Origin of the sequence: Elongatibacter sediminis (assembly GCF_037892215.1) — a bacterium.
Taxonomy (GTDB): Bacteria; Pseudomonadota; Gammaproteobacteria; order Xanthomonadales; family SZUA-36; genus Elongatibacter; species Elongatibacter sediminis.
In genome coordinates, this window is sequence record NZ_JAZHOG010000010.1 from 167,870 (window position 1) to 192,342 (window position 24,473).

At 63.0% G+C, this 24,473-nt stretch carries 21 protein-coding genes and 1 pseudogene; 13 read left to right on the forward strand and 9 right to left on the reverse strand.

Features of this window, described 5'->3' with window-relative positions:
• Positions 1–64 precede the first annotated feature (64 nt).
• From V3330_RS15115 to V3330_RS15125, 3 genes are read left to right on the forward strand one after another with little or no spacing between them, the layout of a single operon-like run.
• Positions 65–811, forward strand: coding sequence for an electron transfer flavoprotein subunit beta/FixA family protein (locus V3330_RS15115; RefSeq protein ID WP_354696275.1), 747 nt, complete (start codon positions 65–67; stop codon positions 809–811).
• The gene (locus tag V3330_RS15120; RefSeq protein WP_354696276.1) at positions 808–1,749 is read left to right on the forward strand and encodes an electron transfer flavoprotein subunit alpha/FixB family protein; all 942 of its coding nucleotides are present in this window, start codon (positions 808–810) and stop codon (positions 1,747–1,749) included. Before V3330_RS15115 ends, V3330_RS15120 begins: the two co-directional genes overlap by 4 nt.
• Positions 1,750–1,759: 10 nt before the next feature.
• A complete protein-coding gene (locus V3330_RS15125; protein ID WP_354696277.1) occupies positions 1,760–3,709 on the forward strand; it encodes an acetoacetate--CoA ligase in 1,950 nt (649 codons plus the stop codon).
• Between the two features lie 33 nt (positions 3,710–3,742).
• Here V3330_RS15125 and V3330_RS15130 read toward each other — a convergent pair whose 3' ends face one another.
• The 8 genes from V3330_RS15130 to hppD all read right to left on the reverse strand — a co-directional run bounded on the left by V3330_RS15130 (position 3,743) and on the right by hppD (position 11,680).
• Entirely contained in the window at positions 3,743–4,915 is a 1,173-nt protein-coding gene (locus V3330_RS15130; RefSeq protein WP_354696278.1) for a trans-sulfuration enzyme family protein, read from the reverse strand.
• A 66-nt stretch (positions 4,916–4,981) separates the two neighbouring features.
• On the reverse strand, positions 4,982–6,358 hold the full coding sequence (locus V3330_RS15135; RefSeq protein ID WP_354696279.1) for a pyridoxal-phosphate dependent enzyme: 1,377 nt from the start codon (positions 6,356–6,358) through the stop codon (positions 4,982–4,984).
• A 150-nt stretch (positions 6,359–6,508) separates the two neighbouring features.
• Positions 6,509–6,724 (reverse strand): HP1242/YdcH family protein, encoded by a 216-nt coding sequence (locus tag V3330_RS15140; RefSeq protein WP_354696280.1) that lies wholly within the window; start codon positions 6,722–6,724, stop codon positions 6,509–6,511.
• Positions 6,725–7,031: 307 nt separating this feature from the next.
• Complete coding sequence (locus tag V3330_RS15145) at positions 7,032–8,015, reverse strand: OmpA family protein (protein ID WP_354696281.1); 984 nt, start codon at positions 8,013–8,015, stop codon at positions 7,032–7,034.
• Entirely contained in the window at positions 8,012–8,377 is a 366-nt protein-coding gene (locus V3330_RS15150; RefSeq protein ID WP_354696282.1) for a DUF4398 domain-containing protein, read from the reverse strand. Before V3330_RS15150 ends, V3330_RS15145 begins: the two co-directional genes overlap by 4 nt.
• A gap of 63 nt (positions 8,378–8,440) precedes the next feature.
• Positions 8,441–9,427: a fumarylacetoacetate hydrolase family protein gene (locus V3330_RS15155; protein ID WP_354696283.1), complete on the reverse strand. Its 987-nt coding sequence runs from the start codon at positions 9,425–9,427 to the stop codon at positions 8,441–8,443.
• Positions 9,428–9,468: 41 nt separating this feature from the next.
• Complete coding sequence (locus tag V3330_RS15160) at positions 9,469–10,593, reverse strand: homogentisate 1,2-dioxygenase (protein ID WP_354696284.1); 1,125 nt, start codon at positions 10,591–10,593, stop codon at positions 9,469–9,471.
• Between the two features lie 22 nt (positions 10,594–10,615).
• The gene (gene hppD / locus V3330_RS15165) at positions 10,616–11,680 is read right to left on the reverse strand and encodes a 4-hydroxyphenylpyruvate dioxygenase (protein ID WP_354696285.1); all 1,065 of its coding nucleotides are present in this window, start codon (positions 11,678–11,680) and stop codon (positions 10,616–10,618) included.
• A gap of 92 nt (positions 11,681–11,772) precedes the next feature.
• Between hppD and V3330_RS15170 the strand changes: the two genes are divergently transcribed.
• Positions 11,773–12,306, forward strand: coding sequence for a MarR family winged helix-turn-helix transcriptional regulator (locus V3330_RS15170; protein ID WP_354696286.1), 534 nt, complete (start codon positions 11,773–11,775; stop codon positions 12,304–12,306).
• An 885-nt stretch (positions 12,307–13,191) separates the two neighbouring features.
• On the opposite strand, the gene V3330_RS15175 is transcribed toward V3330_RS15170, so the two are convergent.
• Positions 13,192–13,731, reverse strand: a complete 540-nt coding sequence (locus V3330_RS15175) for a hypothetical protein (protein ID WP_354696287.1) — start codon at positions 13,729–13,731, stop codon at positions 13,192–13,194.
• 517 nt (positions 13,732–14,248) lie between these two features.
• Between V3330_RS15175 and rpsB the strand changes: the two are divergent.
• From rpsB to bamA, 9 genes and pseudogenes are all read left to right on the forward strand, one after another.
• Positions 14,249–14,974 (forward strand): annotated as a pseudogene (rpsB, locus tag V3330_RS15180) (30S ribosomal protein S2); the annotation flags it as partial.
• Between the two features lie 490 nt (positions 14,975–15,464).
• Positions 15,465–16,340 (forward strand): translation elongation factor Ts, encoded by an 876-nt coding sequence (tsf, locus tag V3330_RS15185; protein ID WP_354696288.1) that lies wholly within the window; start codon positions 15,465–15,467, stop codon positions 16,338–16,340.
• Positions 16,333–17,046 carry a UMP kinase gene (gene pyrH, locus V3330_RS15190; RefSeq protein ID WP_354696289.1) on the forward strand — a complete coding sequence of 238 codons (714 nt, stop codon included), beginning with the start codon at positions 16,333–16,335 and terminating at the stop codon, positions 17,044–17,046. Before tsf ends, pyrH begins: the two co-directional genes overlap by 8 nt.
• A gap of 120 nt (positions 17,047–17,166) precedes the next feature.
• The gene (gene frr, locus V3330_RS15195) at positions 17,167–17,724 is read left to right on the forward strand and encodes a ribosome recycling factor (protein ID WP_354696290.1); all 558 of its coding nucleotides are present in this window, start codon (positions 17,167–17,169) and stop codon (positions 17,722–17,724) included.
• Between the two features lie 47 nt (positions 17,725–17,771).
• Positions 17,772–18,548 (forward strand): polyprenyl diphosphate synthase, encoded by a 777-nt coding sequence (gene uppS, locus V3330_RS15200; protein WP_354696291.1) that lies wholly within the window; start codon positions 17,772–17,774, stop codon positions 18,546–18,548.
• Between the two features lie 5 nt (positions 18,549–18,553).
• The gene (locus tag V3330_RS15205; RefSeq protein ID WP_354696292.1) at positions 18,554–19,378 is read left to right on the forward strand and encodes a phosphatidate cytidylyltransferase; all 825 of its coding nucleotides are present in this window, start codon (positions 18,554–18,556) and stop codon (positions 19,376–19,378) included.
• Entirely contained in the window at positions 19,375–20,556 is a 1,182-nt protein-coding gene (gene ispC / locus V3330_RS15210; protein ID WP_354696293.1) for a 1-deoxy-D-xylulose-5-phosphate reductoisomerase, read from the forward strand. The genes V3330_RS15205 and ispC overlap by 4 nt, the downstream gene beginning before the upstream one ends.
• On the forward strand, positions 20,553–21,929 hold the full coding sequence (gene rseP, locus V3330_RS15215; protein WP_354696294.1) for an RIP metalloprotease RseP: 1,377 nt from the start codon (positions 20,553–20,555) through the stop codon (positions 21,927–21,929). The genes ispC and rseP overlap by 4 nt, the downstream gene beginning before the upstream one ends.
• Before the next feature lie 44 nt (positions 21,930–21,973).
• The gene (gene bamA / locus V3330_RS15220; protein ID WP_354696295.1) at positions 21,974–24,427 is read left to right on the forward strand and encodes an outer membrane protein assembly factor BamA; all 2,454 of its coding nucleotides are present in this window, start codon (positions 21,974–21,976) and stop codon (positions 24,425–24,427) included.
• The last annotated feature ends 46 nt before the right edge of the window (positions 24,428–24,473 follow it).

A 24,473-nucleotide genomic window follows, 5' to 3' on the forward strand; every position in this document is an offset into this window, starting at 1 on the left:
AACGGCGTCCGCGAACCCTGACACCCAAACCCATACACCCAACCAGCCAGCACCAGGAAATCCGATGAAGATACTTGTGGGCATCAAGCGCGTGGTCGACTACAACGTCCGCGTTCGCGTACTGCCGGACGGCAGCGGCGTCGATACCGACGGCGTCAAAATGAGCGTCAACCCGTTCGATGAAATTGCGCTGGAAGAAGCCCTGCGCATCAAGGAAGCCGGTAACGCCGAGGAAGTCGTGGTGGTCTCGGCCGGCGGCGACGAATGCCAGCAGCAGCTGCGTACCGGTCTCGCCATGGGCGCCGATCGCGCGATCCAGATTCGCACCGACGGGCCGATCCAGCCGCTGGCCGCCGCCCGCGCCCTGTTGAAAATCGTCGAGCGGGAGGAACCGGGACTGGTGATCCTCGGCAAACAGGCCATCGACGACGACAACAACCAGACCGGCCAGATGCTGGCCGCATTGTGGGATCGGCCGCAAGCCACGTTCGCATCCAAAGTGGTACTGGACGGCGACAAGGCCACGGTCACCCGCGAAGTCGATGCCGGCCTGGAAACCATTGAAGTCGACCTGCCCGCCGTAATTACGACCGACCTGCGGCTGAACGAGCCACGTTTCGTCAAGCTGCCCGACATCATGAAGGCCAAGCGCAAACCGCTGGACACCGTGGAGTTCGGCGAACTCGGCGTCGAAACCGGCCCGGACCTGCAGATCGGCAGCCATTCACCACCGCCGCAACGTCAGAAAGGCATCATGGTCGACAGCGCGGAAGCGCTGGTCAAAGAACTGAAGAACCGGGGGCTGTTATGAGCAAGATTCTGATCGTTGCCGAACACGACGGTTCGGCACTGAATATCTCCACGGCCAAGTGCGTTTCGTGTGCGCAGGCCATCGGCGGCGACATCGACATTGCCGTGCTGGGCCAGGGAATCGACGCCGTGGCCGCGGAAGCCGCGAAGCTGAATGGCGTCAACCGGGTCGTAAGCGTCAGCGCGGCTCAACTGGAACACCCGCTGGCCGCCAACTGGGCCCCGGAAGTCGCGGCGCTGGCCGATGATTACACCCACCTGCTCGGTCCGTCGACGACTTTCGGCAAAGACCTGATGCCCCGCGTGGCCGCCCTGCTGGGCGTCAACCAGTTCAGCGATGTCATGGAAGTTCAGGACGACGGTTCCTTCAAGCGCCCGATCTATGCCGGCAACGCCATCATCGAGGTACGTGCGCCGGAAGGCACCAAAGTGGTGATGACGGTTCGCACCGCCAGTTGGTCCCAGGCCGAGGCCGGCGGATCGGCCGACGTCGAGTCGCGCGAGGCCTCGACAGGCGGTGCCGGCCACACCCGCTGGGTCGGCCTCCAGTCCGGCGGCGACGGTGAACGCCCCGATCTGCAGAGCGCGCCAATGGTGGTATCCGGTGGCCGCGCACTCGGCAGCGCCGAGAAGTTCGAGGTCATCTACCAGTTCGCCGACAAGCTTGGCGCCGCGGTGGGTGCATCCCGTGCCGCTGTCGACGCCGGCTATGTGCCGAACGACATGCAGGTGGGACAGACCGGCAAAATCATCGCCCCCGACCTGTACTGGGCGTTTGGCATTTCCGGCGCGATCCAGCACATCACGGGCATCAAGGACGCCGGCACCATCGTCGCTGTGAACAAGGACGCCGAGGCACCGATTTTCGAAGTCGCCGACATCGGGCTGGTGGGTGACCTGTTCACTGTCATTCCCGAAATCGAGGAACAGTTGGGCTAGGGCCTGATTCATGAGCGAACCGATCTGGTCGCCGGGTCCGGCACGTCGCCAGACCGCGAACATCAAGCGCTTTCTCGATGTCGCGCGCACCGAGCTGGATCCGGGCCTGAACGGCTACTGGGAGCTTTACCGGTACTCGGTCGATCATCCGCGCGCGTTCTGGCGCGCGGTGTGGGATTTCTGCGGAGTGGTGGGCTCGCCCGGCGGAACCGTCCTGAGCGACGGCGACCGGATGCCGGGAGCCCGCTGGTTTCCGGAGGCACGGCTGAATTTCGCCGAGAACCTGCTGCGCCACCGCGGCGCGGAGCCGGCCCTGATTTTCCGGCCGGAAACCGGGGGAAGCCGCAGTCTGAGCCGCGACGAGTTGTACCGCGAAGTCGCCCGCACGGCCCAGGGCCTGCGCGATGCCGGGGTTACGGCCGGCGACCGCGTCGCCGGTTATCTGCCCAACCTGCCGGAGACCGTAATCGCCATGCTGGCCACCACCAGCATCGGTGCAATCTGGTCCTCGTGCTCACCGGATTTCGGAGTTTCTGGCGTGGTGGACCGCTTCGGGCAGATCGAGCCCAGAGTTCTGTTCTGCGCCGCATCCTATACCTACAACGGCAAGAAGCACGACTGCCTCGCGAACGTGAGCGGCATCGTCGACCGGGTGCCTTCCATCGAGCGGGTCGTCGTCGTTCCGTATGTCGATGACTCGGCCGATCTCACGGGCATTCGCGACGCCCAGTGGCTGGCGGACTTTCAGGTGGACGATGCCGTCGAGGTCCGGTTCGAGCGCCTGCCCTTCGATCATCCGCTGTACATCCTCTATTCGTCCGGCACGACCGGCTCGCCCAAGTGCATCGTCCACGGCGCCGGCGGCACCCTCCTGCAACATCTCAAGGAACTGGTGCTGCACACCAACCTGCGGCCGTCGGATCGCATCTGCTACTTCACGACCTGCGGCTGGATGATGTGGAACTGGCTGGTCAGCGCACTGGCGACCGGCGCGGGCGTGGTGCTGTTCGACGGCTCTCCCTTCCATCCCGGACCGTCGGCCCTGTTCGATCTCGTCGATGAACTCGAGGTGAGCGTGCTGGGCGTGGGCGCCAAGGCCATTTCGGCCTGGGAAAAAGCCGGCATCGAACCGCGCAAATCACACAAACTCAACTCGCTGGTCACCCTGCTTTCCACCGGGTCGCCACTGGCGCCGGAAAGCTTCGACTGGGTTTACCGGGAAATCAAACCGAACCTTTGCCTGTCATCGATCTCGGGCGGAACCGACATCGTGTCGTGCTTCGCGCTCGGTTGCCCCATCATCCCGGTGCACCGTGGCGAACTGCAGTGCCCGGGCCTGGGCATGGCGGTGGAGATTCGGCGCGACGACGGCAGCGTGGCCGAAACGGCGGAAACCGGCGAACTTTGCTGCAGCCAACCGTTTCCGTCCATGCCGGTCGGCTTCTGGAACGATGCCGACGGCAGCCGCTATCGGGCGGCCTATTTCGAGCGCTTCGAGGGCATCTGGTCGCATGGCGACTTTGCCTGCCGCACCGAGCACGGGGGCTTCATCATCTATGGCCGCTCCGACGCCACCCTCAACCCGGGTGGTGTGCGCATCGGCACGGCGGAAATCTATCGCCAGGTGGAAAAGCTGGATGCCGTGATGGAAAGCCTGTGCGTGGGTCAGGACTGGGATGATGACGTGCGCGTGGTGTTGTTCGTGCGCCTGCGTGACGGCGTGACCCTCGATGAGGCCCTCGAGGAAGAAATCCGCAAACTGATCAGGCGCAATACGACGCCGCGGCACGTGCCGGCCCGGATCATCCAGGTGGCGGACATTCCGCGCACCATCAGTGGCAAGATCGTCGAACTGGCGGTGCGTAACGTGATTCACGGACGCCCGGTCACCAACGTGGACGCCCTGGCCAATCCCGAAGCCCTGGACCTCTACCGCGACCGGCCGGAACTGAAGTCCTGACCGGCCCGGGACGGGTTCAGGGACGCAAGCGCGTCAGCCTCCGTTCAGGGCCTGATCGAGCTCCGCGATCAGGTCGCCGACATCCTCGACCCCCACCGAGAGCCGCACCAGACTGTCGCTGATCCCCAGGCGCTCGCGGCGATCGGGCGGCACCGACGCGTGGGTCATGATGGCGGGATGATTGATCAGGCTTTCGACGCCTCCGAGGCTTTCGGCCAGCGAAAACAGTTCGCAGCGCTCCAGCATGCCGCGCGCGGCTTCCAGCCCGCCCTTGACGACGATGCTGATGATGCCGCCGCCCCGCCCGTTCATCTGGCGCATCGCCAGTTCATGCTGAGGATGCGTTTCCAGTCCAGGGTAAAGCACCTGCTCGACCTGCGGATGATCTTGCAGCCAGCGGGCGATTTCGAGCGCGTTACGGGCGTGCGCGTCCATGCGAAGCGCCAGGGTTTTGAGGCCGCGCAGCGCGAGGAAGCTGTCGAACGGGCCCTGAATGCCGCCCACCGAATTGAGCAGAAACCATAACCGGTCCGCCAGGTCGCCGTCCTCGGCAACCACCGCGATGCCACCCACCATGTCGGAGTGGCCGTTGAGATATTTGGTCGCGGAATGCACGACAATGTCCGCGCCCAGTTCCAGCGGCCGCTGCGCCATCGGCGTCGCGAAGGTGTTGTCCACCACCAGCACCGCGCCGTGTGCATGCGCCACTTCGGCAGCCTCGGCCAGATCCACCACGCGGAGCATCGGGTTGGTTGGGGTCTCGACCCAGACCATGCGCGTTTCCGGACGCATGGCCGCCTCCAGGGCACCGGGCTTCTCCAGGGCAGCGAAGCTGAAACGCAATCCCGCCGAACGCGCCCGAACCCGGTCGAACAGGCGGTAACTTCCGCCGTACAGGTCGTCGCCGGCCACCACGTGATCGCCGGAATCGAGCAGCTCCAGGACCGTCGACGTGGCCGCCATGCCCGAAGCGAACGCGAAACCCCGGGCGCCGCCCTCGAGGTCGGCGATACATTTCTCGTAGGCATCCCGGGTCGGATTGTGGCTGCGCGAATACTCCCAGCCCTGGTGGTCGCCGGGGCTGCGCTGCACGTAGGTCGACGTCGCGTAAATCGGCGTCATGATGGCGCCGGTGGACGGGTCCGGCTGCTGACCGGCGTGGATGGCGCGCGTGGCCAGTCGGTAGTCTCGTTTCTTGTCGTTCATGTTTGTGCTCGGCGGGTGTGGAAGCAAGCCGCGTATCGTGATCGGAATGTACGGCGGCGGAAAAGGTCAGTGGTGCTCGGCTCGGCGGCGCAGGTAGTTGAGAAGGTCAACACGCGTGATCAGACCCAGGAAGCGTTCGCCATCTTTCACAATGGCGACAAAGTCATTGTTGAAGATGGGCATCAATTCACTGACCGGGGCGCCGACGTCGACCTCGGTCAACTCGGTGACCATGGCCGAAGCGACCGGCGCGCCAAATGCCGCGCTGTCTTCAGCGACCGCCACCAATAGATCGGACTCGTCGACAATACCGACCAGCTGCCCGTCTTCGATCACCGGGAGCTGCGACACATCGTAGAGTTTCATGCGGCCATAGGCGTTGGCCAACGGTTCGTCCGGCCCCACCGTGACGGTTTCGTGCTCACCGTACGGGCGCGCGATCAGATCACGCAGGTCGCCGTGCCTGGCGCTCTCGATGAATCCCTGATCGCGCATCCAGAAATCGTTGTACATTTTGGACAGGTAACGATTGCCCGTATCGCAGCAGAAGGTGAGCACCCGTTTGGGCTCCGTCTGGTCGCGGCAGTACCTGAGGGCCGCAGCCACCAGGGTTCCGGTGGATGATCCGCCCAGTATCCCCTCGCGATTGAGCAGTTCCCGCCCGGTCAGCATGCTTTCCCTGTCGGGGATGGAGTAGGCGCGGGACACCCGCGTGAAGTCGCTGATCAGCGGCAGAAAATCCTCGCCGATACCCTCCACCATCCAGCTGCCGCTCTTGGCGGACAGGGTGCCTTCGTTAATGTACTCGGCCAGGATGGACCCTTCCGGGTCGGCGACCACCAGCTCCAGCTCCGGCGCCTCGCGGGCGAAATAGCGCGACAGTCCGGTGACGGTCCCGCTGGAACCGACCCCGAGAACGACCGCGTCGAGCTTTTCATCCATCTGCCGCCAGATTTCCGGACCGGTCACTTCCTCATGCGCCTTCGGATTGGAGGGATTGCCGAACTGGTTGACGAAGAAAGCGCCCTCGATTTCATCGGCCAGCCGCCTGGCCATATCCTGGTAGTACTCCGGATGCCCCTTGGCCACGTCGGAGCGGGTCAGCACGACTTCGGCTCCCATGGCCTTGAGATTGGAGATTTTTTCCCGGCTCATCTTGTCCGGGATCACCAGGATCAGGCGATAGCCTTTCTGTTGCGCCACCAGCGCCAGGCCCAGGCCGGTGTTGCCCGCAGTGCCCTCCACCAGGGTCGCGCCGGGCCGGATCAGACCGGCCTGCTCGGCGTCTTCGATCATTTTCAGGCCGATTCGGTCCTTGATGGATGCGCCGGGATTCTGGCTTTCGAGCTTGATGAACAGCTCGCACGGCCCGGTATCCAGGTGATTGATTCGCACCACGGGGGTGTTTCCGATCAGGTCCAGTACGTTGGCGAAAACTTCCATGCTGGGATGTACTCCGGTCCGGAGCGGCCACGATAGCCGCGGGCGCCGGCCGCGCGGGCCAGCCGACAGGATTCAGGTGGGGGCATTAGACGGGAAAAAAAGCGGCCGGGTCAATGACCCGGCCGCGAGCAGGACCCAGCAAGGCCTCATTCAGGCACTTTGCGAATCCATCATTCGAGCCAGCTGGTCCTTGGCCCAGAGTTTTTCCTTCTTGAGCTGGGTCAAAGCCAGATCTTCCATCGGAGCCGTGCCTGTTTCAGCCGCGGTCACCCGCTTGTCGAGTTCCTGATGGCGATTGAAGATGCGAAGAAAGTCTTCGTCTTCCTTCATGAGTCGTTCCATCTCGTGCTGGCGGTGTTCGAACATCGCAATCCTCCATATTCATGCATCGTCGACACGCCGGCCGGACACGGGCAAACGCCCGCATACCCGTCGAGCGGGGCGGTAGATGCGAAATGTTTAGGTGGAGCAGGTCGAAGTTCTGTTGCAGGCATGCCGAGTATATTCACCGGCAATGCCATTATCCGCGAACTTCGTTTTTGAAAGGAAAAACCATAATTACGCTTTCACACTAGCGCAAAATTCCACGGTCGGCAACCGGTCCGGACACGGCGTCCCAATGAACGAAAAACGATTCGCGGTTCTGGGTTCGGGGTTGGTAAAAAGGGTGACGTCAGTCGTCGAGCAGGATGACGTCGACCCGCCGGTTGCGGCTGCGCCCTTCCTCGGTGTCGTTGGAGGCGATCGGGAAATCTTCGCCCATGCCAGCGGTGGTCACCCGGCCGCGGTCCACGCCCAGCGAAACCAGCGTATCGAGCACCGAGTCGGCACGACGTTGCGAAAGCTGGAGGTTTCCTTCCGCGCTCCCCACGGAATCGGTATGCCCCTCGATGCGGATTTTCTTGTCGGGCTCACTCTGCAGCAGGTCCACGACTTCGACCAGGCTGGCCATGGCCTCTTCCTTGAGTTCGGCCTGGGCGGTTTCGAACAGAACATCGCCCAGGGTCACGACAACACCACTCTCGGTCTGACGCAACTGCAGGTTTTCGAGCTGGCGGCGCAGAGACTGCGCCTGCTCGGAGGCCAGTTCGGCTTCCTGACGCGCCAGGTCCGCGGCACGCGCGCTGGTCTCGGCCAGCGCCTTGGCCTGTTCGGCTTCCTCTCGTGCCTGTTCGGCAGTCCGCGCGGATACGGCTTCACGCTGACGGGCTTCCTGGGCCAGTTGCCGGGCACGCTCGGCGTCCTCGGCGGTCGCCTGCGAAATCAGCCGGGCACGCTCGGCTTCCATGCGGGCATTTTCGGCCTCCAACTGACTCGCCCGAACCAGCATGCGATTACGCTCGTCCTCCAGCGCCTGCAACTCGTTCTCGAGTTGTTGACGCTGAGCGACGGTTCGCGCGATCTGAATGCGACGGTCCGCCATGTACAGCAAATGGTTACGGTAGGTGGCGTTACCCGTCGCGGCTTCCGCGGCGCGCAGGGCCCGTTCCGCCTCGCCCAGCGACAGCGGTGCGTACCCCGACAGATCCGAATTCGACTTCAGCTCTTCGAGCTGGTTACGCACCTGTTCCAGCGCGAGGTCCTTCTTGGGCGCGCTGGTGCAGGCCGCGAGCGTCACGGCCATCAGGACGGCGGTCAGTACCGCACCGCGCGTCATTCGAACGACTCCCCGAACGTGCGTTCGAAATCCTCGCGCAAAATTTCATTTTCCCGCGCCTGCTCACCCAGACGGGCCCGCACCTCAGCCGTTCGTGATTTCTCGATGGCGAGTTCGGAATTGATTTCCGAATGCTCGATCAGGTACAGCGCCTTGTCGAACTGCTTGTACTCCATGCCTTTACGGGCCTCGGCCAGTTTTTCACGCGCAAAACGCAATTCCACGGGCGAGTGCTGCTCCGCCCCCGCGCGCACGGCGGCGGCAATGGCCTGCTCGGCCGAAGTGAATGCTTCAGGCTGCGGTTTGACGCTGGCGCAGGACGTGAGCAGCGAGGTGAGAGCGATCAGGAACAGTAAACGCATATCGGATGGACCTGGCACGCGGAATGAGCAAGGCTGCGATTATGACCCATAGCGGGCCGGGATTTAAGTCCCGGCAGCGACGATCTCCTGCTCGATGGTGCCAAAAATGCTGACGCCGTCCGCGTCGAGCATCTCGATCTTCACCGAATCACCAAAGCTCAGGAAGGGCGTGCGCGGCGCTCCGTCGGCGATGATTTCAAGCACCCGGCGTTCGGCGAGACACGACGCGCCGCGGCTCTCGTCCTGGTTCGCCACCGTGCCGGAACCGACTACAGTGCCTGCCGCCAGCGGCCGGGTTTTGGCCGCGTGGGCGACCAATTGCCCGAAATGGAACTGCATGTCCTCGCCGGCCTGCGGTTCCCCGAACCATTCCCCGTTGATGTGCGAACGCAGCGGCAGGTGCACCTTGCCCGCTTGCCAGGCATCCCCCAACTCATCGGGCGTCACCAGCACCGGGGACAGCGCGGATCGCGGCTTGGACTGCACGAAGCCGAAGCCTTTCGCCAGTTCGGCGGGGATCAGGTTGCGCAGGCTGACGTCGTTGACCAGGCCGAGCAACTGGATGTGATCCAGGGCGGCGTCGGCGCCCACGGCCATCGGCACGTCGTCGGTCACGACGATCACTTCGGCCTCCAGGTCGATTCCGTACTCCTCGCTGGTGACCACAACGGGATCACGCGGACCCAGAAAACCGGCCGAAACCGCCTGGTACATCAGCGGATCTTCATAAAACGACTCCGGCACCTCGGCGCCGCGCGCCCGCCGTACCCGCTCGACGTGGGGCAGATAGGCGCTGCCATCCAGAAATTCGAAAGCGCGCGGCAGTGGCGCCGCCAGCGATTCGACGACAAGGGGCTCTGCGCCTTCAGCCGTCCCCGCGTTGAGTTCTTCGTAGCGCGCGTTCAGGCGCGGCGCGGCCGCCGACCAGTTGTCCAGCGCCTGTTGCAGCGTGGGCGCGATATCCGCGGCGATGACGTAGTGCGACAGAGCGCGATTGACGACCACCAGGGTGCCATCGCGACCGCCGGCTTTGAGAGATGCCAGTTTCACTCGTTACTCCTTGAGCCCTGCCGGACAGGGCATGCTTGAATTCAGGTTTGCCAGGACCGGACGTAATCGCCCCACTCGATCGAACGGGCGGCTTCATCGATGTCCAGCCCGTCTCGCGCGTCGAGCATCACCGCCACCTCGTCGGTCGCATCGTTGCGGGGCGTCAGGGCATTTTCCAGGGCTTTGGGGTGCGGGCCGTGCGCGAAGCCGACCGGATGATGAGTGATCATTCCCGGATGGATGTTGTCACGGCTGAAGAACTCACCCCGGTGGTAGAAAATGACCTCGTCGTAGTCGTCGTTGCTGTGGAAAAACGGCACCTTCAACGCACCCGGATCGGATTCGAACGGCCGCGGCACGAAGGTGCAGACCACAAACCGGTTGGCCACGAACGTGGTGTGGGCCGACGGGGGCAGATGATAGCGGTGGCTCATCAAGGGGCGAATGTCACGCCAGTTGACCCGCACCGGACACAGGTCGCCCTTCCAGCCGATCGCATCCAGCGGATTGTGCGGAAACACGATGCGGGTGTCGTCGCCGCGCCGGCGCACGCGCACTTCCCATTCGTCCTCACCCTGCTGTGCCAGAAAGACGTCATCGATGGCCGGCGCGTCGAGCACGGCTTCGTCGAAGATGGCATTCGGGCCGACCAGCCCCTTCTCCGGCAGCATGTACGCACCGTTGGTGGCTTCGATCAGCAGCAGGCGCATCGGCTCATCGCTCTCAAGTCGCCACATCGTACCGCGGGGCAGCACCACGTAATCGCCGTCGCGAACGGCCAGGTGACCGTAGTCGCAAAACAGGCGGCCGCTGCCACTGTGGATGAACAGCAACTCGTCACCATCGGCGTTGCGCACCAGGTGGTCCATCGACCGGCGCATCTCCCAGATGCGCAGTTTCACGTGCGCGTTATGCAACAACGCGCGCGCATCCCATGGCGACGGCCCGAAGTCTTCGAAGTGGTTGGTGTCGAAAGCTCGCGGTTTAACGTCACCCTCGATGCGGGCCCAGCCCGTCGGGGGGTGGCGGTGGTACATGTGGGTCGCCGGCCCGAAGAAACCCTCGCGCCCCAGTTCGCGCTCGTAGCTGCCTTCCGGCAGGTCGCAATGCGCCTGCCGCGAGGCCTCGCCCTCGACGCGGGGATGCGATATCCACTTTCTGCTCATGACCTACTCCGCGAGCGGCGAATTACAGGACACCGCGCCGCATCTGATCGAGTTCGATGGAATCGAACAGCGCCTGGAAATTTCCTTCACCGAATCCGGTGTTCCCTTTGCGCTTGATGATTTCGAAGAAAATCGGGCCGATGCAGGTATCGGTGAAGATTTGCAGCAATTGCTTGCTGCCGGTTTCCGGATCCGCATCCAGCAGAATCTGGTTCTTCTTCATGCGCGCGATGTCCTCGCCGTGCTCCGGCACCCGCTGTTCGATGAGTTCATAGTAGGTATCCGGCGTTTCCATGAAACCCAGACCGGCGGCACGCATCGACTCGACCGTCGCGTAAATGTCGTTGGTGTACAGCGCGATGTGCTGAATGCCTTCACCGTTGTAAGCCTCCAGATATTCGTTGATCTGGCTGTTGGCTTCCGACGACTCGTTGATCGGGATGCTGATCTGCCCGTTGGGCGCGGTCATCGCGCGCGAGCGCAGGCCGGTCTGTTGACCGCGAATATCGAAATAACGTGCTTCGTAAAAGCCGAACAAGCGTGTGTAGTAGTCCGCCCATTCATCCATGTGACCCTCGAACACATTGTGGGTCAGATGGTCCACGTGCACCAGGCCGAAGCCCTTCGGATTCACGTCGGCGCCTTCGACGGGAACGTATTCGGCATTGAAGGGGCTGCCGTCCCGACCGTCAACGAGATACAGCAGCGAACCGCCGACCCCTTCGATCCGGGGACAATCCATGGCGCAGCCAGCGGCCTCGGTCATCGCTTTCGCACCGTTGGCCACCGTGGACTGAAAAGCGGTCTGCCGATGGGCGACACGCAGTGCGAAACCGGTGCAACTCGGGCCGTGTTTTTCCGCGAATTTCAGGGCGAAGGAACCGGGTTCCCGATTGAGGAGAAAATTCACGCCTCCCTGGCGGTAGAACACGATATCCCGGCTTTGATGCTTCCCGACCGCGGAAAAACCCATCTGCGTGAACAGTTCATGCAATTGCTCTGGCTCGGGCGCGGCGAATTCAATGAACTCGAAGCCCGCGACCCCCAGCGGATTATCGTGTTGCTCGTCCAGTTTCAAGGCTTCCACGGGCTGACGCTCCTCCACAGGTTGAGTTGCAGGAAGCCCCCATATTAGTTACATTTGCAACTACTTTCAAGCAGGCGAAAGGAACACGGCCCATGAGTGACGGCAGGCGCAACGGCCACTATCGGCATTTTGATCTCGAGGAATTCTTGCCTTACTGGCTGTCCGTGCTCAGCAACACCGTGAGCCAGGGCATCGCCCGGTTCTACCAGCAGACCCACGGCCTCAGCGTTCCCGAGTGGCGTGTCATGGCCGTTCTCGGCCGCTATCCCGGCATTACCGCGAGCGAGGTGGGTGAGCGGACCGTGATGGACAAGGTCACCGTGAGCCGTGCGGTCAATACGCTGCTGGACAAGGGCTACCTCGAGCGCGTCACGGACGCCAGCGACCGCCGCAAACGCCCCCTGCGCGTCAGCGCCCCCAGGGGCACCGCCATCATGGAAGCCGTGATCCCCTATGCTCTGGACTACCAGGCCGCCCTGCTGGCCGACCTCACCCCCGCCGAACTCGAAACCTTCCAGGACCTGTCAGCCCGCCTGCTGCAAGCCGCCGGCACCCTGAACGAGCACCACTCCCCCAACGAACCCAACATCCCCAAACCCCGCCCCAAAAAAACCGCCAACGGATAACCCAACCCACATCTTCCACTACGACACCCCTCCCAGACCAGGCGCCAAGCCCAAGCCCACCCAGTGGCAGCAGCACGTCCCGCCCGCAAGAAGTAAAGCCGATGGGGCAGGAGTGAGAGAGCGCAGCCGGTTTGCGGCGCACAGCGCCGTAAGAAGGCAAACGATCGAACGACATCCCCCTCACTTACGAAGTGCCACTCTCAAAGAGCCGATGGGGTAGGAGTGAAAGAGCGCAGCCGGTTTGCGGCGCGCAGCGCCGTAAGAAGGCAAGCGAATGAACGACATCCCCTTCCCATACGAAGTGCCAAGTCAAAAAGAGGCCGGGAGATCATCTCTCCCGGCCATTTAACGTCCCGGAAGAAGGGAGTCCAGGACGTCTCGCTTCAAGTCCGCCGGCACAGGGATCGTGAGAGATGGCGAACCCGCAGGAGCCCGTATTGGGGGACAGGCTCCAGCGCGAGAAAATCGTGAACTACCCCGTGCCGCCGCTCTCGACGAACGACGCAGGAACCGGGAAAGCAGATGTTGAAAGCGGGTTGCGCGCAGCAACCGCGAAGATGCAGCTAGTCATTGTGACCTCCATGTCAACTCAATTGTGACGGGTTGGCCGAACCGCCGCGATGGCGTGGAACTTCGGTTTCCCCTTGGCGGATCTTCATCCTGAAAATCCGACCGGAAAGCGTAGCAAAGCAAAAACCCTGATACAAATCCGGCTCGTATGCCCTGATTTTTCATACAAACTTTCGACCACAGGGCAAAGGATCGAAAGTCCGCGCCGCTGACGGGCGTCCCGGCAGCGGCACGGAACGGGCTGCGACCAGGCCGCAGGCCCCCCCGAAAATTCAACCGTGCGACGTCAAGCGCCGCCCGATCAGGCCGGTCCGTTCAGAACTGGCAAAGTGTTTCGATATCCGCCCGGCAGGCAGCTTCCTCGCCTTCCTGCAGCGGCAACTGGAGGTAGGTTTCATCCCCGTTGTTGGGCACGAAATCCGGGTCCAGCAGATAGGCGCAAGTCGAGGCATCCGTCGAAAAAGCCTCGTAACTGGGAACGCCGAAATCGATGAAAACCGCTTCCGCCGCATCATCCGACATGCAGGAAACGGGCGTGGCACTGCCATTGAGCACCGCACCGACCATCTCAGCGCTCCAGCACGGGCAGACCGGGTCCGGCTCGACCAGGCACGGCATGTCCGGATCGTCCTCGTTACGTTTGCGCTCGTAGTTGGCCAGCACCTTGTCACTGCGGGCCTCGGCCTGGCAGTAAGCAACGCACAGACCGTAAAGGCCTTTGGTGTAGTCACCATCACGAAGAACGTCGCAGACCTCTTCGCCGGCGTGTGCCGCGCCGCCGCGTGAACCCGCTTGCAAGGCGGTCGAGAACACGGCAACGAGAATAATGAGAATAACGCAAATTGAATGACGCATGATGAGCCTCCCTTTTGATCGTCAAATACATTCCCTTGCAAAGCAGTTATTCTAATGCATGTTCCATGCCAAAGAAAAGCCACGCATCGCGCCGGTAACAAAAAAACCAAAAACACATTATGTTACAGAGCCTTATAGAAATTCTTGGCAATTTCCGGCGGTAACGGACCCATCCGGCCCGGGATGAGCAGAACCAGAATTCGGTGCCCTTTTTCGTCCGACATCGGACATTTTGCGGCATTCCCTTGCCCAGGCGCTTCCGTTCTGGTATAAATCGCCGGCTCGATTGACCGGCAACACACCCGGGTTTCACCCGGACCAGGCGCCGAACATTCGAAACAAGCGGCGCGACGGACCGATCTGGATCGGCCGGCATCGCGCCAAATACGCACACGCACCGCAACGGTTCAGAGGGGTGCCCGTCACCATAAACGGGTCTCTGCAACGGGTGCGTGGAGGATTAACCCCGGACTCCAGCGCTACGGCGCTGCGATTCCTATTGCATACAGGAATTACCATGGCAAACGTCACGATGCGCCAAATGCTCGAAGCCGGCGTGCACTTCGGTCACCAGACCCGCTACTGGAACCCCAAGATGGCCCCTTACATTTTCGGGGCACGCGGGAAGATCCACATCATCAACCTCGAAAAAACGCTGCCTCTGCTGAACGACGCGATGAGCTACATCAGCAAACTGGCGGCCCGGCGCGGCTCCATCATGTTCGTGGGCACCAAGCGCGCGGCGAGCAGCGCCATTGAAGAAGCGGCGCAGAAATGCGGTATGCCGTACGTCTCCCACCGCTGGCTCGGCGGCATGCTGACCAACTACCGGACCATCAAGGCTTCGGTGAAGCGTTTGCGCCAGCTTGAGGAAATGGGCGAGAACAACGGTTTCGATCACCTGGTGAAGAAAGAAGTGCTGCAGCTCAGCCGCGAACAGGACAAGCTGGAAAAAAGCCTCGGCGGCATCAAGAACATGAAGGGTCTGCCGGACGCCCTGTTCGTGATCGACGTGAACCATGAAGACATCGCCGTCAAGGAAGCCCGCAAGCTTGGCATTCCCGTGATCGCGGTGGTCGACACGAACTGCTCGCCGGAAGAAGTCGAATACATGATTCCCGGCAACGACGACGCCATCCGCTCCATCCGCCTGTATACGCAACTCGCGGCTGAAGCCGTTCTGGAAGGGCGTGCTTCGGCACCGGCGGTGGACATCGACGACGAATTCATCGAATTGGATGAAGACGGCAATCCCGTGAAGTCCAAGAGCGACAAACCCAAGGGCGGAGCCCGCAAGGCACCGCGCAAGAAGGCCGCCAAGAAGAAGGTCGCCGCACGCAAGGCGCCGGTCGCCGCTGACGCTCCGGCCGATGCCGAAAAGGCGCCCGCCGAGGCCGCCGAAGCTTCCAGCGAGACCGCAGAGCCCGCTGCGGAAGCCGAAGCCAGCGCCGAGAAGGCGCCTGAAGCCGAAGCCAGCGCCGAGAAGGCGCCTGAAGCCGAAGCCACGCCTGAAGCCGAAGCCGCACCTGAAGCCGCGAAGGCCGACAGCGAAGCCGAATCGGAAGCCGAAACAGCTCCGAAGACGACCAAGAAAGTCGCCAAGAAAAAAGTCGCCAAGAAGGCCGCTGCCAAGAAAGCGGACGACGAATAAACCGGCAAACCCGCCACCACGGGCGCCGCGCGGCACAACCGCGTGGCGCGCCTGAACGTTACAGATACAGTGAGGTAAACCCATGGCAGTGACAGCTGCACAGGTCAAGGAACTACGTGAGCGCACCGGCGCTGGCATGATGGAATGCAAGAAGGCTCTGGTGGAAACCGGCGGTGATCTGGAAGCCGCGGTCGAACACCTGCGCAAGTCCGGGCTGGCACAGGCCGACAAGAAGGCCGGGCGTGTCGCGGCCGAGGGCAAAATCGCCATGGCCGCTGCCGACGACGGCAAGCGCGCGGTGCTGATCGAGATCAACTGCGAAACCGACTTCGTGGCCAAGGATGACGCGTTCAACGCGTTCGCCGACGCCGTGGCCGCGAACGCGCTGCCGCTGGAGTCGGACGACATCGCCAATCTGATGGATTCGCGGATCGGCGACAGCACGGTTGAAGAAGCCCGCCAGGCCCTGGTCGCGAAAATCGGCGAAAACATCCAGGTGCGGCGCTTCGTCACGCGCGCCACCGACGGCGTACTCGGCGCCTACCTGCACGGCGGCAAGATCGGCGTGCTGGTCGATCTCGAAGACGGCGATGCCGAACTCGCCCGCGATCTCGCCATGCACGTTGCCGCGCTGAGCCCGGCCTATGTTTCCGACGACGACGTTCCGCAGGACGTCATCGAAAAAGAGAAGGAAATCCTCGCCGCGCAGGCCGCCGACAGCGGCAAGCCCGCCGAAATCATCGAGAAAATGGTCAGTGGCCGCTTGCGCAAACAGCTCGCCGAGATCACACTGCTCGGACAACCCTTCGTCAAGGATTCCGACGTCACCGTGGGCAAGCTGCTGTCCCAGAAAAATGCGCGGGTCAAAGGCTTCAACCGGCTGGCGGTGGGCGAAGGCATCGAAAAACGTGAGAGCAATTTTGCTGACGAAGTCATGCAACAGGTGAAGGGTGGCTGAAGAGGCCTATCGCCGCATTCTGCTCAAGCTCAGCGGCGAAGCGCTGCTGGGCGACGAAGACTATGGCATCGATCCGAACATGATTCAGCGGATCGCGGCCGAAATCGCGGAAGTCTCGCGCGCCGGAGTCGGAGTTGCCGTCGTCATCGGCGGCGGCAACATTTTCCGCGGTGCCGGGCTCGCCGAGTCCGGCATCGATCGCGTCACCGGAGACCACATGGGCATGCTGGCCACGGTGATGAACGCACTGGCGCTGCAGGACGCCCTGGAGAGCATCGAAGCCGATGCCCGCGTGATGTCCGCGATCTCCGTTCATGATGTCTGCGAAGACTACATCCGCCGCCGGGCCATCCGGCACCTGGAAAAAGGCCGCGTGGTTGTCTGCGCGGGCGGTACCGGTAACCCGTTTTTCACCACCGATACCGCCGCCGCGCTGCGAGCCATCGAGGTGGGAGCGGACATCCTGCTCAAGGCCACCAAGGTAGACGGGGTCTACACTTCCGACCCGGTCAAGAATTCCGATGCCGAACGGTTCGACTCGCTGAACTACGACCGTGTCATCGAGCACAAGCTGGGCGTCATGGACGCCAATGCCATCGTGCTGTGCCGCGACCAGGGCATGCCGATCCGCGTATTCAACGTGTTCGAGGACGGCAACCTGATGCGGCTCGTCCGCGGCGAGGCCATCGGCACGCTCGTTTCCTGACCCGGAGCTGCCGCGCACCCGGCGCGGACGATTTTCGGGGAAGCTCTGATAGAATTCATTTCCGGCGCACGGCAGAATGTAGAATCTGCGCCGCGCTGAATCCATCCCAAGGAGTACTGCATGCTCGACGACATCAAGTCTGACGCCCGAACCCGCATGCGCAAGAGCCTGGAGTCTTTGCGCCACGAACTCGCCAAGATCCGCACCGGGCGGGCGCATCCCAGCCTGTTGGAACATGTGCACGTGGACTACTACGGCAGCGAAGTGCCGATTGGCCAGGCCGCCAGCGTCGCCATCGAGGATGCGCGAACGCTTACGGTCACGCCGTGGGACAAGAGCATGGTTCCGCTGATCGAAAAAGCCATCCTCACCTCGGACCTGGGCCTCAACCCCGCCACCGCGGGACAGGTGATCCGGATTCCGTTGCCACCATTGACCGAGGAACGGCGCCGGGATCTCGGCAAGGTCGTGCACCAGGAAGGCGAAAACGCCAAGATCGCGGTTCGCAACATCCGGCGCGACGCCATCCACCACGTCAAGGAACTGCTCAAGGAAAAGGAGATTTCGGAGGACGATGAGCGCCGGGCCGAAACCGAAATCCAGGCCCTGACCGACGATGCCGTGGGCCGGGTCGACGAAATCGTCGAAGAAAAAGAACAAGAACTGCTGGAAATCTGAGCACCGCGTCCGTTGATCGCCAACACCCACCGGACCGCGACAGCCGCATGAAAAGCGCCCGCTCATCGCCGACTGCCAACCCCGGTGCGGTGCCGGACAAGCTGCCACGCCACATCGCTTTCGTGATGGACGGGAACGGCCGCTGGGCCCAGCATCGCAACCGCCCCCGCACCATGGGGCATCAGGCCGGGCTGAAGGCTCTGCGCCGTATCATCGAGCACTGCGGACGACTGGGTGTACCGGAAGTCACGCTGTTCGCTTTTTCGAGCGAGAACTGGAATCGTCCGCAGGCCGAGGTGAGCCGCCTGATGGATCTGTTCATGCGGGCTCTGGACAAGGAAGCCCGGGAACTGCACGAAAACGAAGTGCGGCTGCGCTTCATCGGCGAGCTTTCCGCCTTTCCGGAGGCCATGCAGGAGAGCATCCGGAACGCGATGGAGCAAAGCCGGGAAAACGCCCGGATGAAACTGAATGTCGCGGTCAATTACGGTGGACGCTGGGACATCACCCAGGCTGCCCGCCAACTCGCCGAGGCCTGTGTCCGCGGCGACCTCGACCCTGCGGCCATCGACGAGAGCCTGCTGGCCGAACGCCTCGCCCTCGCCGGCAGTCCCGACCCCGACCTGTTTGTCCGAACCGGGGGCGAACGCCGTATCAGCAACTTCCTGTTGTGGAATTCCGCCTACACGGAGTTCTATTTCACCCCCACTCTGTGGCCCGATTTCGACCCGGATTGCCTGGATGAGGCACTGGCGGACTTTGCCGCGCGCGAACGGCGCTTCGGGCGCACCGGGGACCAGGTACGCCGCAGGCAGGCGGTCTGAGGCCGGTGCTACGCACCCGAGTCCTAACCGGTGCGGTCATCGCGGTGGCCGCGATCGTCATCGTCTTTTTCCTGCCGCCGGCCGGTTTTCGCATGGCCATCGCGCTGTTGCTGCTGATCGGCTGCCACGAGTACACCCGGCTGGGTTCGTTGAACCGGCCCGTCCGCGCGCTGGTACTGGGTGCACAGACCGCGATCTTCGGCTGGCTGCTCATCGCCTGGGAAGGTGTGCAGCCCCATGCGGCCGCATTCCTCGTCGCCGCCTGCCTGTCCTGGTGCCTGATGCTGCTGCGCCTGGTCACCTTCCGTCCGCAACGACCACCCGGCCTGAACTACCGCTTCCTGACCGCATTCGCGGCCCTGGCCAGTCTTTCATTCGCCGCCTATGCGCTGTTCTGGTTGCATGACAGGCCTGCCGGCGGCCTGCTGGTCTTGCTGTTGCTGCTGATCATCTGGTCCGCGGACATCGGCGCGTACTTCACCGGCCGGCGCTTCGGCCGCCACCGGCTGGCTCCGGCCATCAGCCCGGGCAAGACCTGGGAAGGCCTGGCCGGCGGCCTGATTCTCGCCACCATCGTCGCGGCGGCATACTCGGCAATGACATCCGCGATCCCGTCGCCCGCACTGCTGGTCGCACCGGTCGCCGTGCTCACCGCCGCGGTGTCGGCAGCCGGGGATCTGTTCATCAGCATTCACAAACGCACGGTCGACCTGAAGGACAGCGGGCGGCTGTTTCCCGGCCACGGAGGCGTGCTGGATCGATTCGACAGCCTGCTGGCGGGCGCGCCGTTCTTCGCCCTGGGCGTTTACCTGTTGCGCGCGGCCACATGAGCGAAGGCGTCAGCATTCTCGGATCCACCGGCTCGGTGGGCGAAAGCACCCTCGATGTGATCCGGCGCAACGGCGACCGCTTCCGGGTGATCGCCCTGACCGCGAACCGGAATGTCGAGCGGCTGGCCGAGCAATGCGCCGAACACGACGCCCGGTATGCCGTCATCGCCGACGAGTCCCTGGCCGGAGCCCTGACCACCGAACTGCAGGCCCGGGGCAGCCGGGCCCGCGTGCTGGCGGGGCCGGAAGGGCTGTGTGCAGCCGCCGATTCCCCTGAAGCCGACACGGTCATGGCGGCGATCGTCGGCGCCGCCGGCCTGGAGCCGACCCTCGCCGCCGCGAAAGCCGGCAAGAAAGTGCTGCTGGCCAACAAGGAATCCCTGGTGATCGCCGGACCGGTGTTCATGCGCGCGGCGCGCGAAGGCGGAGCCCGGGTGCTGCCCGTGGACTCCGAACACAATGCGATCTTCCAGGCCCTGCCCGGCGATTTCGGGCGCGGCCTGACCGCGACCGGGGTGGAACGCATCATTCTGACGGCATCGGGCGGACCGTTCCTGGATGTTCCCGCCGATCAGCTGGCCGACATCACGCCGGAACAGGCGTGCAATCACCCGAACTGGGACATGGGCCGGAAGATCTCGGTCGATTCCGCCACCCTGATGAACAAGGGCCTGGAACTGATCGAGGCGCATTGGCTGTTCACCGCCGACCCCGATCAACTGGAGGTGGTCGTTCATCCGCAGAGCATCGTGCACTCCATGGTCGCCTACCGCGACGGTTCGGTGCTGGCCCAGCTCGGCACGCCGGACATGCGTACCCCCATCGCCTATGCGCTGTCGTGGCCCGAGCGGATTGAAGCCGGCGTCAAACGCCTCAACCTTGTGGAACTGGGTGACTTGTCGTTTCGCGCCCCCGATCTGAAACGCTTTCCCTGCCTGCGCCTCGCGTTCGAGGCCATGCGCGAAGGCGGAAGCGCGCCGGTCACGTTGAACGCAGCCAATGAAATCGCGGTCGAAGCTTTTCTGGACGGACGCATCGGCTTCGACCGCATTCCGGCCCTGGTCGAGGCGGTACTGGAACAGGCCGAAGGCGGGCCGCTGAACGACCTGGAGCAGGTGCTGCACCAGGACAGCCTGGCCCGGACACGGGCCCGGGAATTGATGCAGGAATACACATGAGCGAAGTGCTTGGATCCATCTGGTGGCTGCTGGTCGCGCTGGGACTGCTGATCACCTTTCACGAATTCGGCCATTTCTGGGTGGCCCGGCGCCTGGGCGTGCGCGTGCTGCGCTTCTCCGTGGGCTTCGGCCGGCCGATCTGGTCGCGGCGCGGCAAGGATGGCGTCGAATACGTGGTGGCCGCCATTCCCCTGGGCGGTTACGTCAAGATGCTGGACGAGCGCGACGGCGACGTGCCTGAAGAGTTGAAGGCAGAGGCCTTCAACCGCAAGCCGGTCTGGCACCGTATCGCCATCGTACTGGCCGGCCCGGCCTTCAACCTGGTATTCGCGGTACTGGCATTCTGGGTGATGTTCATGGTCGGAATTCCCGAATCGCGGCCGGTTATCGGCGCGACCGACGGCATCGCGGCCGAAGCGGGCCTGGAAGCCGGCGACGAGATCATCGCCCTCGACGGCCAGTCGACCCGGACCTGGTCGCACGCACTGCTGTCCCTGATCACCCACGCGCTGGATCGCGATCCCGTGCAGATGACCGTGCGGGATGCCAACGGCGGCGAATCCAATCACCGGCTCGAACTGGACCGCCTGGGCAGCGACTTCAGCGAAGAGCGCGTGCTCGAGGCCGTCGGCATCACGCCATGGCGTCTCGAGGTTCCCGCCGTGGTCGGAAGCGTCACCCCCGACAGCGCTGCCGCGCGGGCCGGAATCTACCCGGACGACCGCATCGTGGAAATTGCCGGCGAGGACGTCGAAAACTGGTCGTGGGTGGGTTACCTGGTGCAGGAACACGGCGCGGCCGGGCAGCCGCTGGCGGTGACGGTGGAACGCGACGGTGCGCGGGTCGATCTGGAAGTCCGACCCGAGCGGCAGCGGTCCGGGATGCTGTCCAGCCGGCTTGTTCTCGGAGTCACCAATGCCGAATTGTCAGCCGAACAGCGCGCCGCGTGGGAGCGCGCCTCGATCCTGTTGCGTCATGGACCCGTCGAAGGCATCCAGGCCGCGGTGGGCGAGACCTGGCGTCTGACCGGCGCCACCTTCGGCCTGCTCGGCCGCATGGTGACCGGCTCCGCCTCGGTGAAGAACCTTTCCGGCCCGATCAGCATCGCGCAGTTCGCCAACTCATCGGCCAGCCGGGGGTTGTCCAACTTCCTGTTTTTCCTGGGCGCGATCAGCCTCAGCCTGGGGATTCTGAACCTGCTGCCCATCCCCGTTCTGGACGGCGGTCATTTCATGTATTACCTGATAGAATGGGTCAAAGGAAGCCCCGTCTCCGACCGGGCGCAGATGGCCGGCCAGTATTTTGGACTGGTCGCTCTGGCAGGCCTGATGAGCCTTGCTTTTGTTAACGATATTTTACGGCTGATCGGATAAACTCCCGCATCCGTTCGCGCCTCCGCAACAGGTCATATCGAATAATGAGAAAATGGGCGTTGATGCTGGGCTTGCTGCTGTGGGTCAATTTGGCCTGCGCGGCCGAATCCTTCATCATTCAGGACATTCGCGTTGATGGTTTGCAGCGTATTTCCGAAGGCACGGTCTTCAACTACCTGCCCATCAACGTCGGCGATGAGCTGACGGGTTCCAATACCCGCGCGGCCATCCGCGAACTCTACCGCACCGGATTCTTCCAGGATATCGAGTTTGGCCGCGAGGGTGACATCCTCGTCATTACCGTGCGCGAACGGCCGGCCATCGCCAACATCAACATCACCGGCAACAAGGCCATCAAGGAAGAGGACCTGCTGCGCGTTCTGTTCGACATCGGGCTCTCCGAGGGTGAAGTGTTCGACCGCCTGGTGCTCGACCGGCTGACCCAGGAACTGGTCAAGCAGTACTTCAGCCAGGGCCGCTACGCGGTCGACGTGGACGCGCGGGTGACCGAACTCCAGCGCAACCGGGTACGCATCGCCATCGTGATCGATGAAGGCGACGTCGCCCAGATCCGGCACATCAACGTGGTCGGCAACGAAACCTTCACCGACAAGGAAATCCGCGAGGATTTCGAGTCGGATATCGAGCCCTTCTGGAAGTTCTGGTCCAAGGCGGACCAGTATTCGCGCGAGAAACTCTCCGGCGATATCGAAAAGCTGCGTTCGTTCTACCTCGACCGCGGTTACGTGGACTTCAATGTCGAGTCCACCCAGGTTTCGATCAGCCCGGACAAGGAAAACATCTTCATCACCGCCAACATCATCGAAGGCGAAATCTACAGCGTCAGCGACGTGCAACTCACCGGCGAAATGGTCATCGAGGAAAGCACCCTGCGACGGCTGATCGTGATCGAACCCGATGAGATATTTTCGCGCAGAAAGGTGGAGCAGAGCGTCGAGAACATCACCGCGGTGCTGTCCAACATCGGCTATGCGTTCGCCAACGTGAACCCGATCACCGACGTCGACCGAAACGACCGGCTGGTTTCGATCAATTTTTACGTCGACCCGGGCAAGCGTGTCTACGTCCGCCGCATCCAGTTCACCGGCAATTCCAAGACCAAGGACGAGGTGCTGCGCCGCGAGATGCGGCAACTGGAAGGCGCCTGGTTCTCGCAGGCCGCGATCGACCGTTCCAAGGTCCGCATGCAGCGTCTGACCTACTTCGAATCGGTGGAGGTCGAAACCCCGCCGGTGACCGGGACCGACGACCAGGTGGACGTGATCTTCCGCGTCCAGGAACGTCCGGCGGGCAGCTTTACGGTCGGCCTGGGCTTTTCCCAGGTGCAGGGCCTGATCGCCTCGATGAGCGTACAGCAGGACAACTTCATCGGCAGCGGCAAACGCCTCGGGCTCGGTATCTCGTATTCCAAGATCATCAAGAGCCTGAGCATTTCCTACGACAACCCCTACTGGACCGAGGACGGGGTCAGCCGCGGCTTCTACGCGCGATACCAGGAATTCGATCAGGGCCAGGCCAACATCTCGACCTTTACCAGCAGTGAATGGGCGCTGGGCATGAATTTCGGCATCCCCGTGACCGAGGTCGATTACCTCCGCGCCGGTGCCGGATTCCGCAGCACCCAGATCAATATCGGCTCTTTCTCCTGCGTGGTCGTGGATCCGGAAGACCCCGATATCTGTCAGCAGTTCGGCCTGGTTCCGACCAATGGAGACCCGCTCTCCAATTCTCTGGACAACAATGGTGACGGGATCATTTCCAGCAACGAGCGCGAATTCGACGTCATCGACCTGACCTTGAGCTGGAACCGCGACAGCCGCAACCATTTCCTGAATCCGTCCCGCGGTTCAGTTCAGTCGTTCACCGTGCAGGCCTCCGCGCCGGGCAGCACGCGCGAGTTCTACAAGTTGCTGTATCGCGGGGCCAAGTACTGGCCGATCTGGGGTGGCCTGGTGTTCTCGGTACGCGGCAACCTGGGCTACGGCGATGCCTACGACAGCTACGACGACGACTCCCTGGCCACGCCGCAGGATACCGAACTGCCGCCCGAGCTCGCGGATCGTTGTGACCAGTCGGACGTCGTCGCGCTCGACACCGGGTTGCCGTTCTACGAGCACTTCTACAGCGGCGGTGTTCGCGACCTGCGTGGCTACGACGACAACACCCTGGGCCCGAAGGACCGTTTCTGCCGCTCCATCGGCGGCGATTTCAAGGTCGCCGGCGGCATGGAGTTGGCGTTCCCGACGCCTTTCCTGGGTGGGCAGAGCGGAACGCGCATCGCGCTGTTCGTCGACACCGGCTACGTGTACGAGAACATCGACGCCTTCGACGCCGACAAGCTGCGCGGTTCGTTCGGTCTGTCGGTCACCTGGGAAGCACCGATCGGGCCAATCATCATCAGTTACGCCTTCCCCTTCCGCGACCAGGAAGGCGACCGCACCGAGGACCTCCAGTTCTCCTTCGGAACCACCTTCTAGCGAGCTTTTTCAAGCGACTGCCAGGCTCCGCCCTTCATGATTCCCG

What these genes read in the sequence shown, in the direction of transcription:
- V3330_RS15150 (WP_354696282.1), bottom strand. Translation starts at nt 8,377, where the DNA reads ATGCGTTTACTGTTCCTGATCGCTCTCACCTCGCTGCTCACGTCCTGC.
- ispC (WP_354696293.1), top strand. Translation starts at nt 19,375, where the DNA reads ATGAGCGAAGGCGTCAGCATTCTCGGATCCACCGGCTCGGTGGGCGAA.
- V3330_RS15115 (WP_354696275.1), top strand. Translation starts at nt 65, where the DNA reads ATGAAGATACTTGTGGGCATCAAGCGCGTGGTCGACTACAACGTCCGC.
- tsf (WP_354696288.1), top strand. Translation starts at nt 15,465, where the DNA reads ATGGCAGTGACAGCTGCACAGGTCAAGGAACTACGTGAGCGCACCGGC.
- V3330_RS15130 (WP_354696278.1), bottom strand. Translation starts at nt 4,915, where the DNA reads ATGAACGACAAGAAACGAGACTACCGACTGGCCACGCGCGCCATCCAC.
- frr (WP_354696290.1), top strand. Translation starts at nt 17,167, where the DNA reads ATGCTCGACGACATCAAGTCTGACGCCCGAACCCGCATGCGCAAGAGC.
- V3330_RS15125 (WP_354696277.1), top strand. Translation starts at nt 1,760, where the DNA reads ATGAGCGAACCGATCTGGTCGCCGGGTCCGGCACGTCGCCAGACCGCG.
- V3330_RS15175 (WP_354696287.1), bottom strand. Translation starts at nt 13,731, where the DNA reads ATGCGTCATTCAATTTGCGTTATTCTCATTATTCTCGTTGCCGTGTTC.
- V3330_RS15140 (WP_354696280.1), bottom strand. Translation starts at nt 6,724, where the DNA reads ATGTTCGAACACCGCCAGCACGAGATGGAACGACTCATGAAGGAAGAC.
- V3330_RS15135 (WP_354696279.1), bottom strand. Translation starts at nt 6,358, where the DNA reads ATGGAAGTTTTCGCCAACGTACTGGACCTGATCGGAAACACCCCCGTG.
- rseP (WP_354696294.1), top strand. Translation starts at nt 20,553, where the DNA reads ATGAGCGAAGTGCTTGGATCCATCTGGTGGCTGCTGGTCGCGCTGGGA.
- V3330_RS15145 (WP_354696281.1), bottom strand. Translation starts at nt 8,015, where the DNA reads ATGACGCGCGGTGCGGTACTGACCGCCGTCCTGATGGCCGTGACGCTC.
- V3330_RS15120 (WP_354696276.1), top strand. Translation starts at nt 808, where the DNA reads ATGAGCAAGATTCTGATCGTTGCCGAACACGACGGTTCGGCACTGAAT.
- V3330_RS15170 (WP_354696286.1), top strand. Translation starts at nt 11,773, where the DNA reads ATGAGTGACGGCAGGCGCAACGGCCACTATCGGCATTTTGATCTCGAG.
- bamA (WP_354696295.1), top strand. Translation starts at nt 21,974, where the DNA reads ATGAGAAAATGGGCGTTGATGCTGGGCTTGCTGCTGTGGGTCAATTTG.
- V3330_RS15160 (WP_354696284.1), bottom strand. Translation starts at nt 10,593, where the DNA reads ATGAGCAGAAAGTGGATATCGCATCCCCGCGTCGAGGGCGAGGCCTCG.
- uppS (WP_354696291.1), top strand. Translation starts at nt 17,772, where the DNA reads ATGAAAAGCGCCCGCTCATCGCCGACTGCCAACCCCGGTGCGGTGCCG.